This is a genomic window from Gelidibacter algens, from assembly GCF_001678675.1.
Lineage (GTDB): Bacteria > Bacteroidota > Bacteroidia > Flavobacteriales > Flavobacteriaceae > Gelidibacter > Gelidibacter algens.
Map to the genome: position 1 here is coordinate 105,552 of NZ_LZRN01000011.1, position 17,376 is coordinate 122,927.

The 17,376-nt window shown below is 37.2% G+C and carries 16 protein-coding genes; 15 read left to right on the top strand and 1 reads right to left on the bottom strand.

Annotated features, from left to right (window positions below; genetic code table 11):
- The first annotated feature begins 69 nt into the window (after positions 1–69).
- Genes A9996_RS07520 through A9996_RS07540 form a run of 5 tightly spaced genes read left to right on the top strand, consistent with a single transcriptional unit; the run spans position 70 to position 6,237 of the window.
- Positions 70–861, top strand: coding sequence for a polysaccharide biosynthesis/export family protein (locus tag A9996_RS07520; protein WP_066432807.1), 792 nt, complete (start codon positions 70–72; stop codon positions 859–861).
- Between the two features lie 9 nt (positions 862–870).
- Positions 871–3,348, top strand: a complete 2,478-nt coding sequence (locus A9996_RS07525; RefSeq protein ID WP_066432811.1) for an exopolysaccharide transport family protein — start codon at positions 871–873, stop codon at positions 3,346–3,348.
- A 9-nt stretch (positions 3,349–3,357) separates the two neighbouring features.
- Positions 3,358–3,945 carry a sugar transferase gene (locus A9996_RS07530; protein ID WP_245905278.1) on the top strand — a complete coding sequence of 196 codons (588 nt, stop codon included), beginning with the start codon at positions 3,358–3,360 and terminating at the stop codon, positions 3,943–3,945.
- 1 nt (position 3,946) lies between these two features.
- Entirely contained in the window at positions 3,947–5,239 is a 1,293-nt protein-coding gene (locus A9996_RS07535; RefSeq protein WP_066432814.1) for a nucleotide sugar dehydrogenase, read from the top strand.
- Positions 5,239–6,237 carry an SDR family oxidoreductase gene (locus tag A9996_RS07540; protein WP_066432816.1) on the top strand — a complete coding sequence of 333 codons (999 nt, stop codon included), beginning with the start codon at positions 5,239–5,241 and terminating at the stop codon, positions 6,235–6,237. Before A9996_RS07535 ends, A9996_RS07540 begins: the two co-directional genes overlap by 1 nt.
- Before the next feature lie 605 nt (positions 6,238–6,842).
- Here the strand turns inward: A9996_RS07540 and A9996_RS07545 are convergent.
- On the bottom strand, positions 6,843–7,214 hold the full coding sequence (locus A9996_RS07545) for an endonuclease domain-containing protein (protein WP_066432818.1): 372 nt from the start codon (positions 7,212–7,214) through the stop codon (positions 6,843–6,845).
- 996 nt (positions 7,215–8,210) lie between these two features.
- Between A9996_RS07545 and A9996_RS07550 the strand changes: the two genes are divergently transcribed.
- The 10 genes from A9996_RS07550 to A9996_RS07595 all read left to right on the top strand — a co-directional run bounded on the left by A9996_RS07550 (position 8,211) and on the right by A9996_RS07595 (position 17,349).
- Complete coding sequence (locus A9996_RS07550; protein WP_111625843.1) at positions 8,211–9,143, top strand: NAD-dependent epimerase/dehydratase family protein; 933 nt, start codon at positions 8,211–8,213, stop codon at positions 9,141–9,143.
- 52 nt (positions 9,144–9,195) lie between these two features.
- Positions 9,196–10,056 carry an ABC transporter permease gene (locus tag A9996_RS07555; protein ID WP_066432822.1) on the top strand — a complete coding sequence of 287 codons (861 nt, stop codon included), beginning with the start codon at positions 9,196–9,198 and terminating at the stop codon, positions 10,054–10,056.
- A gap of 126 nt (positions 10,057–10,182) precedes the next feature.
- The gene (locus A9996_RS07560; RefSeq protein WP_066432825.1) at positions 10,183–10,542 is read left to right on the top strand and encodes a four helix bundle protein; all 360 of its coding nucleotides are present in this window, start codon (positions 10,183–10,185) and stop codon (positions 10,540–10,542) included.
- Positions 10,543–10,890: 348 nt separating this feature from the next.
- Complete coding sequence (locus A9996_RS07570) at positions 10,891–12,153, top strand: ABC transporter ATP-binding protein (RefSeq protein ID WP_066432827.1); 1,263 nt, start codon at positions 10,891–10,893, stop codon at positions 12,151–12,153.
- Positions 12,154–12,358: 205 nt separating this feature from the next.
- The gene (locus tag A9996_RS07575) at positions 12,359–12,898 is read left to right on the top strand and encodes a hypothetical protein (RefSeq protein WP_157487193.1); all 540 of its coding nucleotides are present in this window, start codon (positions 12,359–12,361) and stop codon (positions 12,896–12,898) included.
- Positions 12,898–14,604: an FkbM family methyltransferase gene (locus A9996_RS07580; RefSeq protein WP_066432834.1), complete on the top strand. Its 1,707-nt coding sequence runs from the start codon at positions 12,898–12,900 to the stop codon at positions 14,602–14,604. Before A9996_RS07575 ends, A9996_RS07580 begins: the two co-directional genes overlap by 1 nt.
- The gene (locus A9996_RS07585; protein WP_066432836.1) at positions 14,605–15,879 is read left to right on the top strand and encodes a glycosyltransferase; all 1,275 of its coding nucleotides are present in this window, start codon (positions 14,605–14,607) and stop codon (positions 15,877–15,879) included.
- A gap of 5 nt (positions 15,880–15,884) precedes the next feature.
- Positions 15,885–16,346 (top strand): glycosyltransferase, encoded by a 462-nt coding sequence (locus A9996_RS19550; RefSeq protein ID WP_083993885.1) that lies wholly within the window; start codon positions 15,885–15,887, stop codon positions 16,344–16,346.
- A 1-nt stretch (position 16,347) separates the two neighbouring features.
- The gene (locus A9996_RS19555; protein ID WP_083993886.1) at positions 16,348–16,713 is read left to right on the top strand and encodes a glycosyltransferase family protein; all 366 of its coding nucleotides are present in this window, start codon (positions 16,348–16,350) and stop codon (positions 16,711–16,713) included.
- On the top strand, positions 16,714–17,349 hold the full coding sequence (locus A9996_RS07595; protein WP_066432838.1) for a glycosyltransferase family 2 protein: 636 nt from the start codon (positions 16,714–16,716) through the stop codon (positions 17,347–17,349).
- Positions 17,350–17,376 lie beyond the last annotated feature (27 nt).

A 17,376-nucleotide genomic window follows, 5' to 3' on the forward strand; every position in this document is an offset into this window, starting at 1 on the left:
AAAAAAGGTATATTAATTTTGATATTGTTAGTGATACGTTATATTTGTGCCACAACAAGAACCCTTAATATGAATAGAGTTTTATTGGCTATTGCACTGTTTTCCATAAGTTTATTGACCTCCTGTATTCCTCACAAAGACATCGTGTATCTCCAAAATAAAAATACTGCCACAGATTCTTTACAGATGATGGTAGAGCAGCAAAAACCGTATCGTGTTCAGATTAATGATATTTTGAACGTTCGGGTCAAGTCCATCGATCAAAATACGGTGAGTATCCTGAATCCTATCGGCGAAGGAAATTTGAGTGCCAGTTCAAGTGAACGCGCCTATTTTGATGGGTTTACTGTGGATGTTCATGGTAATATTCGCATTCCAACCTTAGGCATGATAAATGTTTTGGGATTTACTACTGAGGAGATCGAAAAAATGATTGAGGCCAAACTTCTGGATGAACAATTCAAGGAAACCGCCAATATTTTCGTAACTGTTAAACTGGCAGGTTTACGCTTCAGTGCCAACGGTGAAGTAGGCAGTCCGGGAACTCAGGTACTGTTTCAGGAACGTGTTAACATCTTTCAAGCCATTGCCAATGTGGGTGAAATTCCAATAACTGGAGACCGTAAAGATGTGATGGTCATCAGGCAATATCCTCAAGGACAGCAAATTCATCATTTGGATTTAACAGATGTCAATGTTATGAATTCGCCATACTATTATATTCAGCCCAATGATATGATCTACGTTAAGCCACTCAAACAGAAAACTTGGGGTACTGGTATTACGGGACGTGAAACATTGGCTACTTTAGTTTCTGTTATAGGGATTTTAACCACAACCATCTTATTAATTACCAGGTAGACTCTTATTATGGAAGATTACGACAACGACTATTCAGAACCAAGAGGGGTCACCTTTGATTTTAGGGGATTCTTATTTAAGGCTCTTAACCTTTGGAAGTTGGTGCTGTTGAGTATTGGTATTGCATTGGTTATCGCCTATCTTATTAACGTAAGAAAACAAAATATTTACCGTTTGGATTCTCTGATTTCTATAGAGAGTGAGCAAAATCCTTTCTTTACGGCCAATACCAGTATTTCATTTAATTGGGGTGGTGTTTCAGGTAAAGTAGGAAAGATTATGACGTCCATCAAGACCAGAACTCATAATGAGTTGGTGGTCGATTCATTGCAATATTACATGCAATATCTTGAACAGGGGAAGTACCGAATGGAAGACATCTATAAGGAAGCACCTTTTGTTGTAAACCTTGATAAAACCAAAGGCCAAATTCTTGGACCGCCCGTAGGGATTAGGTTTATCAATGACAATCAGTTCGAGATTTTTATGGATTTTGCGGTTACCGTAGCTACTGTGCAACGCCCATCTGATAAAGAAACCTATCAAGAAAGAGTGCCTCAAGGAGTATTCAAACAAACGTATAATTTCGGACAGACCATCAGTCTGCCGTTTTTTAACGCTACCATAAGTCCCAGGCCCAATCACATCCCAGAGAAAAACGCTGAATATTTTGTAGGGTTTCTGAATTTTGATGGCGTCGTGAATGGTTTTCAAAACGGTATTAAAATTGAGCCTTTTTCTAAAGAATCAGCATCAGTTTTGAAGTTGTCGTTAATAGGAAACAATAAATCCAAGATTGTAGATTACCTCAATGCCACAACTGCTATTTTGAGCAAAATGGAATTGGATCGGAAAAACCTTTACGCTACAAATACGATCAAATTTATTGACAGCAGCTTAAGTGCGGTAAATGATAACTTGAAGGATGTGACAGATGAAATGAATACCTTCAGAAGACAGAACAAAGTTTTTGATGTTAGTGAAGAAATGCAGATTATTTCTGAAAAGTTAAAAGAATTGGATATCCAAAAAGAAACGGAGCAATCCAAACTTAATTACCTCAATGCGCTTGAAAATTATTTACGTACCAAAACAGATTATACCAAAATTGCCGCCCCAACATCAGCTGGGATTGAGGAGGTCAATATATTAGCTAGCGTTTCTAAAATTACAGCCTTGGCCATTGAGCGCCAAAATTTAGAATATACCACTAAGGAAGGCAGTATTTTATTTAAGGAAATTGATAGCCAATTGAATTCTGAAAAGAATGTGCTGTTGGAGACCATTGATGCAACACAAGGTACCATCAGACTGCAGCTCAATACGATGTCAAAAATCATTGGCAATTTGGAATCACAATTGAATGGGTTGCCAGAAGATCAACAACAATTTTTAAAGATTCAGCGTAAGATGAATATCAGCCAGCAGGCCTATGATATTTACTTGTCCAAAAGAGGTGAGGCAGCCATTGTAAAGGCAGCAAATGTTTCTGACATCACGTCTATTGATGAAGCTAAGGATATTGGGGGAGGGCTTATAGGACCCAACAAGTCGCTCAATTACATGATGGCTTTAATGGTTGGTTTTTTTGCACCTATGTTTTTGATCTTCATAATTTTCTTGTTGGACAGTACTATTCATGGTTCTGATGAGGTGGAGCGTTTATCTAACATTCCAATTCTCGGATTGATAGGGAAATACAATTATAAGAACAATTTGGTTGTTTTTGAAAAGCCAAAATCTGCTGTTGCGGAATCCTTTAGATCCATCCGCTCCAGTTTACAATTTATTTATAAAAAACAAGGAAAGAAAGAGGGAAGAGGAAAAACCATTATGATCACGTCTTCTGTAAGTGGTGAAGGTAAAACCTTTTGTTCCGTTAATATGGCCACTGTATATGCCCTATCAGGAAAGAAAACCTTGTTATTGGGATTGGATTTGAGAAAGCCCAAAATTTTCGGTGATTTTGAAATCACCAATGATAGAGGTGTCGTCAATTATTTAATTGGTGAAAGTACATTTGATGAGATTAATTATCAATCGCTCATTGAAAATCTTGATGTCATTCCTTCAGGGCCCGTGCCTCCAAATCCGTCAGAGTTGTTGATGGGAGACCGAATGAAGACACTCATGGAACATGTTCGCAGTACCTATGACATTATTGTTTTGGATACGCCGCCTCTTGGGTTGGTTACTGATGCTTTAGAGCTTACCCAATATGCTGACGCTACCTTGTTTATGGTGCGGTTGGATTATACCAAAAAGGGAATGTTGGCCCTAATCAATGCTAAATACAAGATGGGGGAAGTCAAGAATATCAGTTTTGTACTCAATTTTTATAAACACAAAACCAACCATAATTACGGCTATGGCTATGGTTACGGTTATGGCTACGGGTATGGCGTTTATGGAAATGCCTATCATGAAGGTAATGGCAAAAAATCGGTGTTGAAACGTTTCAAGAAATTTATAAAAAACAATACCTAAGCACTCGCATTGATCACTTCCCAACAACTACTTGTAAAGCGTGTTTTTGATCTGTTGCTGGCGCTATTGTTGTTGCCCATTCTCATTATTCCTATTGTGCTTCTTGTTATAATGGCCAGTATCGACACTCGAGACAATGGTGTGTTTTCTCAAGTTCGGATAGGTCAGTTTGGGAAGCCTTTTAAAATTTATAAAATTAGAACATTAAAGAAAGGTGTGCACCGCTTAGGTCATTTGGAGACTAGCGCGACCTCTCTTGGCAAGTTCTTGAGAAATTATAAATTGGATGAGCTCCCACAGCTTTTTAATGTTTTAAAGGGCGATATGAGTTTTGTTGGTCCAAGACCGGATCTTGCAGGATTTGCTGATGTACTTGAAGGAGAAGATCGGCTCATCTTAAAAGTCAAACCGGGCATTACTGGGCCTGCCACTTTAAAGTACAAAGATGAAGAGCTTATTCTGGCCAAACAGCTTAACCCTGAAACTTACAATAGAACGGTTATTTGGAAAGATAAGGTCGATATCAATAAAAAATACGTAAAGAATTGGAGTTTTTCTTTAGATTTGATCTTTCTATTAAAATCACTAAAAAGCTAATATGAATACCCAACCCAAAATTACCGTAATAGGTTTAGGATATGTAGGTTTGCCGCTCGCGGCAGAATTTGCAAAAAAGTTTCTTGTCGTCGGATTTGACATCAACCAGAAACGGATTGATGAGTTAAATCAAGGTATTGACAGAACACTGGAAGTTGATAATGAGGATCTCAAATCTATTTTGGTAAAGGATACATCGGTTAAAACCGGTTTGCTCGTCTCTAACAAATCTGCAGATATAGAAGATTCTGATTTTTATATTGTTACTGTGCCAACGCCAACAGATGCCCTCAATAAACCAATTTTCACTCCTTTGGTAAAAGCCAGTGAAACCGTGGGTAAAATATTGAAAAAGGGTGCCGTTGTAATCTATGAATCTACTGTATATCCTGGAGTTACAGAAGATATTTGTGTACCCATTTTGGAGAAAGAATCGGGATTGACATTCAACGTTGATTTCTTTGCAGGATATTCGCCAGAACGGATCAATCCGGGAGATAAAACCCATACGGTTACTAAAATTTTGAAAGTTACTTCAGGTTCTACGCCAGAAATAGCTATAAAAGTTGACAACCTCTATAAAACTATCATTACGGCAGGAACCCATATGGCACCCACCATAAAAGTTGCCGAAGCTGCGAAAGTGATTGAAAATTCACAGCGCGATATCAATATTGCCTTTGTGAATGAACTCTCAAAAATATTCAGATTGCTTGACATTGATACCAAAGCCGTATTGGAAGCTGCAGGTACCAAATGGAACTTTATCAAAATGTCGCCAGGTTTGGTTGGCGGACATTGTATTGGCGTAGATCCTTATTATTTGGCCCAAAAAGCTATTGAATCAGGTTACAATCCTGAAATTATATTGGCAGGCCGTAAGATGAATGATAGTATGGGCAGCTATGTAGCTCAAGAGACTGTTAAAATGATGATCAAAAAAGGAGCCACTATTAAAGGCGCAAAAGCATTGGTATTGGGGATTACCTTTAAAGAAAACTGTCCGGATATTCGGAATTCCAGAGTGATCGATATCGTAAAAGAGTTTCAGAGTTATGATGTAGAGGTGGATGTTTTTGATCCGTGGGCTTCTACTGAGGAGGTGAAACATGAGTATGGTTTGGATTTAATAGGATCAAAAAGTGATCTGGCATCAAATTATGATGCCATTGTATTGGCCGTATCGCACAATCAATTTTTAGAATTGGATTTCAAAGGATTAAAATCAGATATAGGCGTTATTTTTGACGTCAAGTCCTTATTGCCTAAAGAATCCGTAGACTCCAGATTATAATGTACACACACGCCCATCATACCGAAGATTTATCAAGATACAGCTTTCTAATTACAGGAGGGGCAGGATTTATTGGCTCCAATTTGGTGCAGTACCTCTTGCAACATGGTGCCAAAAAAGTGCGTGTATTGGATGACTTTTCAAATGGCTATCGTGAAAATATTGCTGAGTTTATGGCACATCCTGCTTTTGAACTGATGGAAGGCGATATTAGGGATGTGGACACCTGCCATAGGGCAGTTAAGGATATAGACTATGTGTCGCACCAAGCAGCATTGGGGTCTGTACCGCGCTCTATCAATGACCCTGCAACTACAAACGCCGTCAATATTTCAGGCTTTTTGAATATGATGATTGCTTTAAAAGATAATTCTACGGTTAAACGCATGGTGTATGCGGCCTCAAGTTCTACTTATGGTGATAGCAAGTCGTTGCCAAAAAAGGAGGATACCATAGGGAAACCGTTATCGCCTTACGCCGTTACTAAATATGTGAATGAGCTTTATGCCGATGTATTTGGAAAAACCTACGGCACTGATGTGATTGGGTTGCGTTACTTTAACGTCTTTGGGCCTAAACAAAGTCCGAACGGTGCTTATGCGGCAGTTATTCCTGTGTTTATGCAGGCCTTAAAAGATGACAAGTCGCCTAAAATAAATGGCGATGGCGGACAAACCAGAGATTTTACATTTATTGATAATGTGGTTCAGGCCAATGTAAAAGGCTTTTTTGCCTCAAAAGATGCCGGCAATCAGGTGTATAATGTGGCTTGTGGTGAGCGTATTGATATCAATTATTTATGGGACTCCTTAAAATCAGCCGCCGATTCTCAGTTGGAAGCTGAATACGGGCCAGACCGTCAGGGTGATGTGCGCGATTCTTTAGCCGATATTTCTAAAGCTAAGAACTTATTGGGTTACAAACCCCGATATACGGTTAGAGAAGGGCTCAAAATCACTTGGGATTGGTTCGAGAGATCTACGCTTTCGCAGGGGTAGATTTGGGGATGGGTTTAGGGAATATTAACTCAAACTCTCCGTCCGCACTTAAGGTTTGAACTCCCCGTCCAGACTATTTGCCAGCTCGCCAGTTCGCCTCTTCGCTAAAATAGTTCACTCAACTATTTTCTAACGCTCGGTCGCCTCTTTAGAAAAAAAAGAGGGGAGCTTGATTGTTAGGGTTTATTGGGGTTTGGGCTTTAATTAATTGACTTTTTTCTTGTTTACTTTAAAACTCCCCGTCCAAACTAGTTGCCAGCGCGCCAGCTCGCCCCTTCGCTAAAATAGTTCACTGAACTATTTTTTAACGCTCGGTCGCCTCTTTGAAAAAAAAGAGGGGAGCTGGATTGTTAGTGTTTATTAGGACTTGGCGTTGATTAATAGTCTATGTGTATTTTTCATGCTAAAATTTTATTTTTTTTTGCAGGTAACGTCCAGATTATAATTAATTCTAACCAAACTGCTCCTCCCTTTATTTTCAAAGGGAGGTGGCCGAACCGACGTTAGGAGGTTTGGACGGAGGGTTCCGCACTTCTCGTTATTTCCAAGGTTAAGTGGCTATACCGATATTAGCATGTTTAGACGAAGGGTTCCGATTTGCCCTGTCATATTCCAGTATTAAAACATTCCCTAATTTCTTGTAAAACCGACGGCAGATAATCAAAAACCATTTTGTTTTCAAACCGAATAACTTTATAACCTAAGCTCTCTAGATAGACAGTTCGTTTTTTGTCATATTCTTGAGCTTTCGGGGTGTTATGAATCTCTCCATCCAATTCAATGACTAATTTTTCAGAAGCACAATAAAAATCAACGATATAAAAGCCAATGCTGTGCTGCCTGGTAAACCGTTTGCTGTCCAGTTGTCTTGATTTCAACTGTGTCCATAGAAAGGCTTCTGCGGGAGTTAGCCTTTTACGCAGGGCTGTCCTGTAATCTTTTAATTCTTTTTTGGTATGGATTTGCTGTTTGGACATGTATGAAATTTACGGAATTTATTTGAGAACTCCTCTTTTGAACACCCCGTCCAAACTAGTTGCCAGCGCGCCAGCTCGCCCCTTCGCTAAAATAGTTCACTGAACTATTTTTTAACGCTCGGTCGCCTCTTTAAAAAAAGAGGGGAGCTGGATTGTTAGGGTTTATTGGGGTTTGGGCTTTAATTAATTGACTTTTTTCTTGTTTACTTTGGAAAACTCCCCGTCCAAACTGCGTTTGTCCACCCCTCTTTAAAAAAAAGAGGGGAGCTGGATTGTTAGGGTTTATTGGGGTTTGGGCTTTAATTAATTGACTTTTTTCTAGTGTTAGGGTTTATTGGGGTTTTGGCTTTAATTAATTGGCCTTTTTCTTGTTTATTTTAAAACTCCCCGTCCAAACTGCGTTTGTATACCTCTCATTTTTGTTTGTAAACTCCCCGTCCAAACTAGTTGCCAGCGCGCCAGCTCGCCCCTTCGCTAAAATAGTTCACTGAACTATTTTTTAACGCTCGGTCGCCTCTTTTAAAAAAAAGAGGGGAGCTGGATTGTTAAGGTTTATTGGGGTTTAGGCTTTGGTTAAGAACCTATGTTTATGATTCATGCTAAAGGCCTTCTTTTTTTTTGAAGGTAACGTTCAGTTTATTATTAATTCTAACCAAACTGCTCCTCCCTTTATTTTCAAAGGGAGGTGGCCGAACCGACGTTAGGAGGTTTGGACGGAGGGTTCCATACTTCTCGTTATTTCACCATAGAGGTGACTCAGCCGACGTAGTGGGAGAGTTTAGACGCAGAGTTCCGGTTTGCTTTGTTATTTACTTCAATATTGAACTACTCCCTCAGGTTATTAATTTTAAGATTATTAAACGTGTAGTTCTGTCTATTTTTTTATATTCGTTTTACATTTCAGGTTGAATGGTAGTAAAGACCTCCTGAATATTTTTAAAGTGAAGGGTATCATCCATTTAAAAGATGGCCTTTCTTTACTATTTAAAAGATCCTATGACCAATTTTTTAATTACAGGTGGTGCCGGCAATATTGGAAGTGCTTTGGCTGCTAAATTGGCGGAAACCCAAGACTACCAAATCCTAATTGTCGATAATTTATCTACGGGACATCTCTCCAAAATTCCGAAACAACCAAACATAAAATTCATCAATGCTGATGTTAATGTCTACAATGATATGATGCCTGTTTTTGGACGTTTTGATTTTGATTACGTATTCCATTTTGCGGCCGTGGTTGGCGTGACGCGCACCTTAGAGCATCCTGTGGCTGTTTTGAATGATATTGAAGGGATAAAGAATGTGTTATCACTTTCAAAAAACTCGGGGGTCAAGCGGGTCTTTTACTCCAGTTCTTCGGAAGTGTATGGCGAGCCTTTTGAAATCCCCCAAAACGAAAACACCACCCCTCTAAATTCGCGGTTGCCTTATGCCATTGTCAAGAATGTGGGGGAGGCTTTTTTTAGATCCTATCAAAAAGAATATGGTTTGGACTATACTATTTTTCGGTTTTTTAATACCTATGGGCCACATCAGAGTGGAGACTTTGTGATTCCTAAATTTTTAAAGGCTGCTTTGGCAGATCAGCCCATACATATTCATGGCGATGGACTACAGACCCGATCGTTTTGTTATATAGAAGATACGGTTGACACGTGCCTCAAAACATTGCAAGACGCCTATAGAAACACGGTTTTAAATGTGGGTAATGACCTAGAGATGACTGTTCTGGAACTGGCGGAACGCATTATCGCAGTTACCGGCTCCACTTCTAAAATTATTCACTTGCCGGCTTTAGTGGAAGGCGATATGCGCCGCCGCTGCCCCGATGTCACCAAAATGAAAGCTATTTTACAACGGGAGCTTACTTGTTTAGACGCCGGCTTGCAGCACATGATCAAATTTTACAAGTCCCCTTCAAAATGTTAGGGCTAACCGCATAATTTCTTTTATCTTAGCGCCGTAAAAATGCCTGCTTTTTATGACACCACAAGATCAATGGTTGTACACCATTTCTTCAAAGCACAAACTTATTGACCTCAACTTCAAAGAGATTTGGCGGTATCGTGATTTGTTGATTCTTTTTGTGAAACGGGATATTGTTACGGTTTATAAACAGACCATTTTAGGGCCGCTTTGGTATGTGATCCAACCCCTATTTACCTCGGTTATTTTTACCTTGATATTTAATAACCTCGGACAGATTTCTACCAATGGGGTGCCTCCATTTTTATTCAACTTGGCAGGAATTACCGCCTGGAATTACTTTCGGGAATGCCTTACCGGAACCTCCAGCACCTTTACCAGCAATCAGGGGATTTTTGGGAAAGTGTATTTTCCAAGGGTCATTATGCCCATGTCGATTACGATTTCCAATCTTTTGAAGTTTGGGATCCAATTGGGTATTTTTATTGGCTTTTATGTGTATTATGCGTTTCAGGGGAGTACCTTGGGCTTTAATAGCCATATCGTTTTGCTTCCTGTATATATCATCATGATGGCTTTATTGGGCTTGGGCTTGGGGATGATCATCTCCTCCATGACCACTAAATATAGAGACTTAACCATTTTGGTTAGTTTTGGCGTGCAACTATTGATGTATGTGTCTGCTGTTCCATATCCTGTAAGCGAGGCGAAGGCTAAGTTTCCAGAAATGGTAGCGCTTTTGGTAGAATATAATCCGCTGACCCAAATTATTGAAGGCTTTAGATACATGCTGTTAAATACAGGGACTTTTAGTTGGTTTGGGTTTGGGTATACGTTAATAATCAGTATTGTGTTATTTTTAGTAGGATTGGTTATTTTTAATAAGACGGAGAAGACGTTTATTGACACGGTTTAGACGGTTGTGGGTTCTGGGTTGTGAGTTCTCGGTGAACAGACAACAGACAACAGACAACCGACAACAGACAACCGACAACAGATAACAGACAACCGATAACATTTAATAATTTAAAATAGGTCTAAGATGAAATCATACAGAGATTTGGACGTTTATAATTTAGCATTTGATTATGCTTTAGAAGTTCATCACGTATCATTAAAATTGCCAAAATTTGAATTATACGAGCAAGGAAGTCAAGTGAGGCGTTCTTCCAAAAGTGTTAAAGACAATATAGTCGAAGGATACGGCAGACGTAGATACAAACAAGATTTTATTAAATTTTTAGTTTATGCGCATGCTTCCTTACTGGAGTGTCTTTCGCAATTAGAAATGATTCAGAAGCTATATCCAGATTTAAAAATTAAGGATTTACTTAATAAATACGATATTTTAGGAGCAAAATTGTTCAATTTTATAATGTATGTAGAAAAAGATTGGAAATAGCTGTTGTCCGTTATGAGTTGTCCATTATGAGTTATCCGTTATGAGTTGTCAGTTATGAGTTGTCAGTTATGAGTTGTCAGTTATGAGTTGTCCGTTATGAGTTGTCCGTTATGAGTTGTCCGTTATGAGTTTTCTGACAACCAACAACCGACAACACGAACCGAAAACCGAAAACCGAAAACCGAAAACCGAAAACCGAAAACCGACAACCGAAAACCGAAAACAGACAACAGAGAATCGACAACAAAAAACCGAAAACAGAAAACCGAGAACCGAGAACCGAAAACAGACAACAGACAACAGAGTACCGAAAACCGAAAACCGACAACCGAAAACCGATAACAGAAAATGAGCGTCATCCTAAAAGCCGAAAACATCAGCAAGCAATACCGCTTAGGTACTGTGGGCACGGGTACGATCAGTCATGATTTGAACCGATGGTGGCATAAGGTACGTGGTAAGGACGACCCGTTTTTAAAAGTGGGCGAATCTAATGACCGGAGTACCAAAGGCAACTCTGACTATGTGTGGGCCTTGCAGGATATCAATTTTGAAGTGAAGCGTGGTGAGGTGTTGGGCATTATAGGTAAAAATGGTGCAGGCAAGTCCACCTTATTAAAGATTTTATCACGAGTCACGAGTCCAACCACAGGGGAAATTAAAACAAAAGGCCGAATCGCTTCTTTGTTGGAAGTGGGTACGGGGTTTCATCCAGAAATGACCGGACGTGAAAATGTGTATCTCAATGGTGCTATTTTGGGAATGACCAAAAAAGAGATAAAAAGCAAACTGGACGAGATCATTTCCTTCTCAGGTTGTGAGCGTTATATTGATACGCCAGTCAAGCGCTATTCTTCAGGCATGACTGTGCGTTTGGCTTTTGCGGTAGCCGCCCATTTAGAACCTGATATTTTGGTAATTGATGAGGTTTTGGCGGTTGGCGATGCAGAGTTTCAAAAGAAGGCGATTGGCAAGATGCAGGATATTAGCAGAGGAGAAGGGCGTACGGTGCTGTTTGTGAGTCATAATATGGCAGCGGTGGAGAGCTTGTGTACGAGAGGTGTCTTATTAGAGCATGGCAAGATCAAATCAGTAGGAGCTATTGACGAAATTGTAAAAGTGTATTTAACTGCTAATGCATTTCCAAGTACAAAATTGTCTGAGATGACAAAACGAAAAGGACACCAGAAGTTAGTTTTTGAAGAGGCAGTTTTTGTTTCAGAAAATCAAACAAATAACATTATTGAGACCTTCAAAGATTTACAAGTTAAAGTTCAATTGAAACGAAATGTCACGGAACCTATTCGAAATTTTAAAATAGATGTTGGCTTTAATAATTATATGGGAGATAGAGTAGCATGGCTTTCTACTGAAACCATTGTTAGTGATTTTAATTTAGATAAAGAAGATAGCATAATCTTTATTATAAGGGATCTTCCATTAGCTCCAGGAGATTATACGTGCAACTTTTTTTGCATGACAAATAATGAAATTGCGGATTGGTTGGTGGAGGTTATGCCATTTACAGTCGTTGAAAAGGATTATTATAACTCAGGAAAATTAGTGCCCAAAAATCAGGGAGATATTTTACTCAATTATTTTATACGATAAATGATCACAAAAATCAAAAATTTAATTAACGAGTATAGATCTAATCATAAATATATTAAATACGAAATTACATGAGGTTCAGCTTCAAAATAAGGAATTAGAATGGGCGCACATTTTTCATGATAGCATTCGAGGTAAGGAATGGTTAGAGGAGTTGCCATTGAACGTCGGTAGATGGGCGGGAAATTACTCTTTTTTTTATATTTTGAATAGAATTCTGAATGATTTTCAACCCAAAGCCATTTTAGATTTAGGATTAGGAGAATCGAGTAAATTCATTTCAGCATTTTTAAATAATCAGTTACTAGAATCTTTGCATACCATTGTGGAACAAGATGCGGATTGGGTAGCTAACTTCCAAAAAACAAATAGCTTATCGCAACGTTCTAAAATAGTTTGTTGTCCGTTAGTGACCACTGAAGTCAACGGTTTTCTCAGCAATGTTTATAAAGATTTTAATACTAAAATAATAGATAAATTTGATCTGATTATTGTTGACGGACCTTTTGGTAGTGACCGTTTTTCTCGCTATGATGTTGTTTCGCTTATTGAGAGAATGGAAGCCACGGACGAATTTATAATTCTAATTGATGATACGCATCGGAAGGGAGAGCAGGACACACTACATGATATTATATGTAAATTAAAAGTGAAAAAGTTGGCGTTTTCAATTGGGCAGTATCATGGTACTAAATCGAATACCATTATAGCGACCAAAAAGTATAAGTTAGCAACTAGTTTATAATGGAGAAAAACTTAGCACCCATCATAGTATTCGTTTACAATAGGCCATGGCATACACAACAAACCTTGGAAGCTTTAATGTTGAACGATTTGGCAGATCAAAGCACACTTTATATTTACTGTGACGGATTCAAAGAAACCATCTCCGAAGAAGAAAAGCAAAAAATAACATCGGTTCGTGATATTGTCAAACAAAAAAAATGGTGTAAAGAGGTAATTGTTATAGAACACAAAACAAATTTCGGATTGGCCAAATCTGTAATTCAGGGCGTTTCAGAAGTCATTGAAAAACATGAAAGTGTTATTGTGTTAGAGGATGATATTGTGACAGGAACTTATTTTTTAACGTTTATGAATGAAGGGTTAAAACTTTATAGGGATGAACAGAAAGTTTTTGGAGTTTCTGGTCATCAATTTCCGAGTACGAAGAAAATTAAAGATACTACTTACTTTTTACCTATCATGAGTTCGTGGGGATATGGAACTTGGTTTGATAGATGGAAAGAAATAGAATTTGATGGACAAAAGCTTTTAAATATTGTGGACTCAAAAAGTATTGGTCCTAAATTAGATTTTGGTGGCATGACATATTATAAAATGCTAGAAGATCAAGTCACTGGTATTAATGATTCATGGGCTGTGCGATTTTATGTATCCATGTATTTACAAAATGGTGTATTTCTGTATCCAAATAAGAGCCTCATTAAAAATATCGGTTTAGATGGTTCTGGTGTACATTGCAAAAAAATGGCAACAGAATTACAAGATGTAATAAAGCTATCTAATGAATTAGTTAATGTTGATAAAAAATCTGTATTATTAAAACCAAATTTGGTGAAATCCTTTAAACACAACACTACTAATAAGAAGAGAATGCTAAAAAGTAAAATTTCAAGGATGGTTTCACCTGAAATTAAAGCGTTAATTAAGCGGAAACTTAATTTAGGAATTTCAAAGTCTAAAACTGAACTTGAAAATTTGAAACTGGTACCAAGATATACTGCCACATCTGCAACAATAGATGGTTATAAGTTGATAATTCCTGATAGTGCATCTTTCTTATTTATGTACAACGAGATTTTCAAGACAAAAATTTATAAATTCAGAACTGAAAATGAAACGCCATATATAATAGACGGTGGAGCAAATATAGGTTTAGCCTCTATTTATTTCAAGGAATTGTATCCTAATGCCGAAATTATTGCTTTTGAACCAGATCCTGAAATCTTTGATATTTTGAAAACAAATCTGAGTACTCACAATTTTACGACGATCAAACTGGTAAAAAAAGGGTTATGGAATGAAGAGAAAATACTTAAATTTCATGCAGAAGGAGCAGATGGAGGCTTGTTAGAGTCTCTTAGCAAAAGTAATCATCCTACTACTCAATACGTTTCTGTGACATCTTTAAAACCTTATCTTCATAAAACGGTTGACTTCTTAAAGTTGGATATAGAAGGCGCTGAAACCGTGGTCTTAAAAGATATTGTTAACGAATTATATCGAGTAGAACGGATTTTTATTGAGTATCATTCTTTTGTGGAGCAAGAGCAATCCTTAAATGAAATTATTGATATCTTAAAGCATGCAAAGTTTAGAGTATATATATCTTCTCCTGGGCTTTCAAGCAAATCTCCTTTTGTTGATATAACAGAGTACAATGGAATGGATATGCAATTGAATATTTATGGAATTAAACAAGCATAAATGAAAGTACTAATTGTCAACACATACGATAGAGGTGGTGCTGCAAACGCATGTTTGCGTTTGCATGAAGGTTTACTGCACGCAAATGTTGACGCAAAAGTATTACTCCAGCACAAGGGCAAGAAGGTGCCGCAAACATTCCAGATTCACAATTCAAACACCTTTAAAAATAAGTATCAAATCTTAAAACAAAAGGGTTTCGTTTTTTTGCGTGTTATGGGACTTCTTCAACAACCAAAGCAATCTCAAGAAAGTCAGTTTATAAAACGAAGGGCAGAAGGCTTGGAAATGTTCAGCTTTCCAAATTCAAATTTCGATATTACATGTTCACCATTATACCAAGAAGCCGACATTATAAATTTACATTGGGTAGCCAATTTTCTAGACTTCGAATCGTTTTTTAGAAAAAACACAAAACCCGTTGTTTGGACTCTACATGATATGAATCCGTTTACTGGTGGGGAGCATTATTTGGAAACGTTTCTAGGCGCAGATGTAGATGGCAATCCCGTCTCTAGAGATTTTTCTGAAGAAGAAATGAAGACTAGTGATAAAATTCTTAAATTAAAACAAAAAGCACTTCAATCAGCCTTTAATCTTACTATTGTTGCGCCTTCTAAGTGGTTGTGTGAGGCGGCTCAAAAAAGTATGCTATTTAAGAATAAAGACATTTTTTGTATTCCTTATGGTATCAACTCAGAGATATTTCAGCCTAGAGATCGTAATTTTTCTCGTGATATCTTAAATATTCCAAAAGATAAAATAGTTATTTTATTTGTGGCCGCTTCTTTAAATAACCACCGAAAGGGCTATGCCTATTTGAAAAAGGCTTTGGAGATGATGCAACGTGATGATGTCGTGCTATGTGCTGTTGGAGGCAAAGAAAGTAATTTAGATTTTGACGCTAATCTTATAGAATTGGGAGCTATTGCTGATGAACGCTTAATGAGTATCGCTTACTCAGCAGCCGATGTGTTTGTTATTCCTTCACTAATGGATAACTTGCCAAATACTGTTTTAGAATCATTGATGTGTGGAACACCTGTTATCGGTTTTCCAGTAGGAGGGATACCTGATATGATCAACCATCGATTTAATGGCTTAATGACCTCTGATTTAAGTAGCGCAGCTCTTTTTAAAACTATTGAATTATTTTTTGATACCATAAGTGATTTTGATAGAAATGAGATAAGAAATGATGCGTTAAATAGATATGACTTGAAGATCCAAGCAATTAATTACATACAGTTGTATCAAAAAATTTTGAATAGCTAAGGTCCATGAAAATCTCGATTATTACCATAAATTATAATAACCTTGATGGTCTCAAAAAGACTATGACCAGTGTTTTGGAGCAAACCTATGCAAACGTTGAATATATTATAATAGATGGAGGTAGTACTGACGGGAGCAAAAGGTATATAGAAAGCTGTCAACAAGATTTAGCATATTGGGTAAGTGAATCCGATAGAGGCATTTATAATGCCATGAACAAAGGAATTGCTCAAGCCACAGGTGAGTATTTGTTGTTTTTGAATAGTGGTGATTGGCTGGCGGGAGTAAAAGTTTTAGATTTAATTTCTAAAAATCTAGGTAATTGTGGTATTCTATACGGTAATTTGATTAAAGTATATGCTAATGGAAGTGAAAAGGTTGATAAAGGGCCGGAAAGTAGTCAACTTACACTTTTTCATTTTTTTGTACGGCACCATCAATCATCCTTCAGCTTTTATAAAACGTGATTTGTTTAAAAGTTATGGGAGTTATGACGAATCCCTGAAAATAGTTTCCGACTGGAAGTTTTTTTTAATTTCTATTGGTTTAAACGAAACAGTAGTTAAATATGTAGATTTGGAAATTTGTCATTTTGACATGAGTGGTTTGAGTAATGTTAATATTAAAGGAAGGAATGAGGAGCGTAATATTGTTTTGAAAAATGAACTTTCATTAAAAACATTTAATGATTACAGCCGTTTTAGTGAAATTGCCAAAACAGTAAACAATCCACGCGTTCAAATGTTATTGAAAAGTGAACATTCAACATTAGCACGAAAATTAAACATTAAATGGTTTAGGTTAATATCAATTCTTTTAAAAAAAAAAGGATAAATGCAAAATCCATTAATCTCCATTATAATCCCAACCTACAATCGCGCATACATTATAAGCGAAACTTTGGATTCTATTATTGCCCAAACATACGCCTATTGGGAATGTATTGTTGTGGATGATGGCAGTGATGATAATACATCAGAAGTAATGAAAGCTTACTGCGAGTGTGATAATAGAATACAATACCATAAACGTCCAGAAAATATAATAAAAGGAGCTAGTTCGTGTCGAAATTACGGTATTAAAAGGTCAGAAGGTGAATATATACAGTTTCTGGATTCTGACGACGTTTTAAATAAAGTAAAATTAGAAGAACAAATAAACGTTATAACAAAAGCTGATAAATTCTCTATAGCTACCTGCAAATGGGGAAGGTTTTCTAACGTCCAGAATTTATTTAGTAATTTTAAAAATGAATATATCTCTTACAAAGATTTTGACAACGGTAGTGATTTATTGAAGTCATTTGCAATTAACAGAGAATTTTTTCCTGTATCAGTTTATTTAATATCAAGAGTCCTTTTGGATAAATCGGGACATTGGAATGAAAAGTTATCCAATAATGATGATGGAGAGCTCTTTGTTAGAATACTTCTTGAAACAAATAAAATATTTTTCGTTCAAAAAAAGTAAAGTTTTTTTTATTCGACAAAATAATAA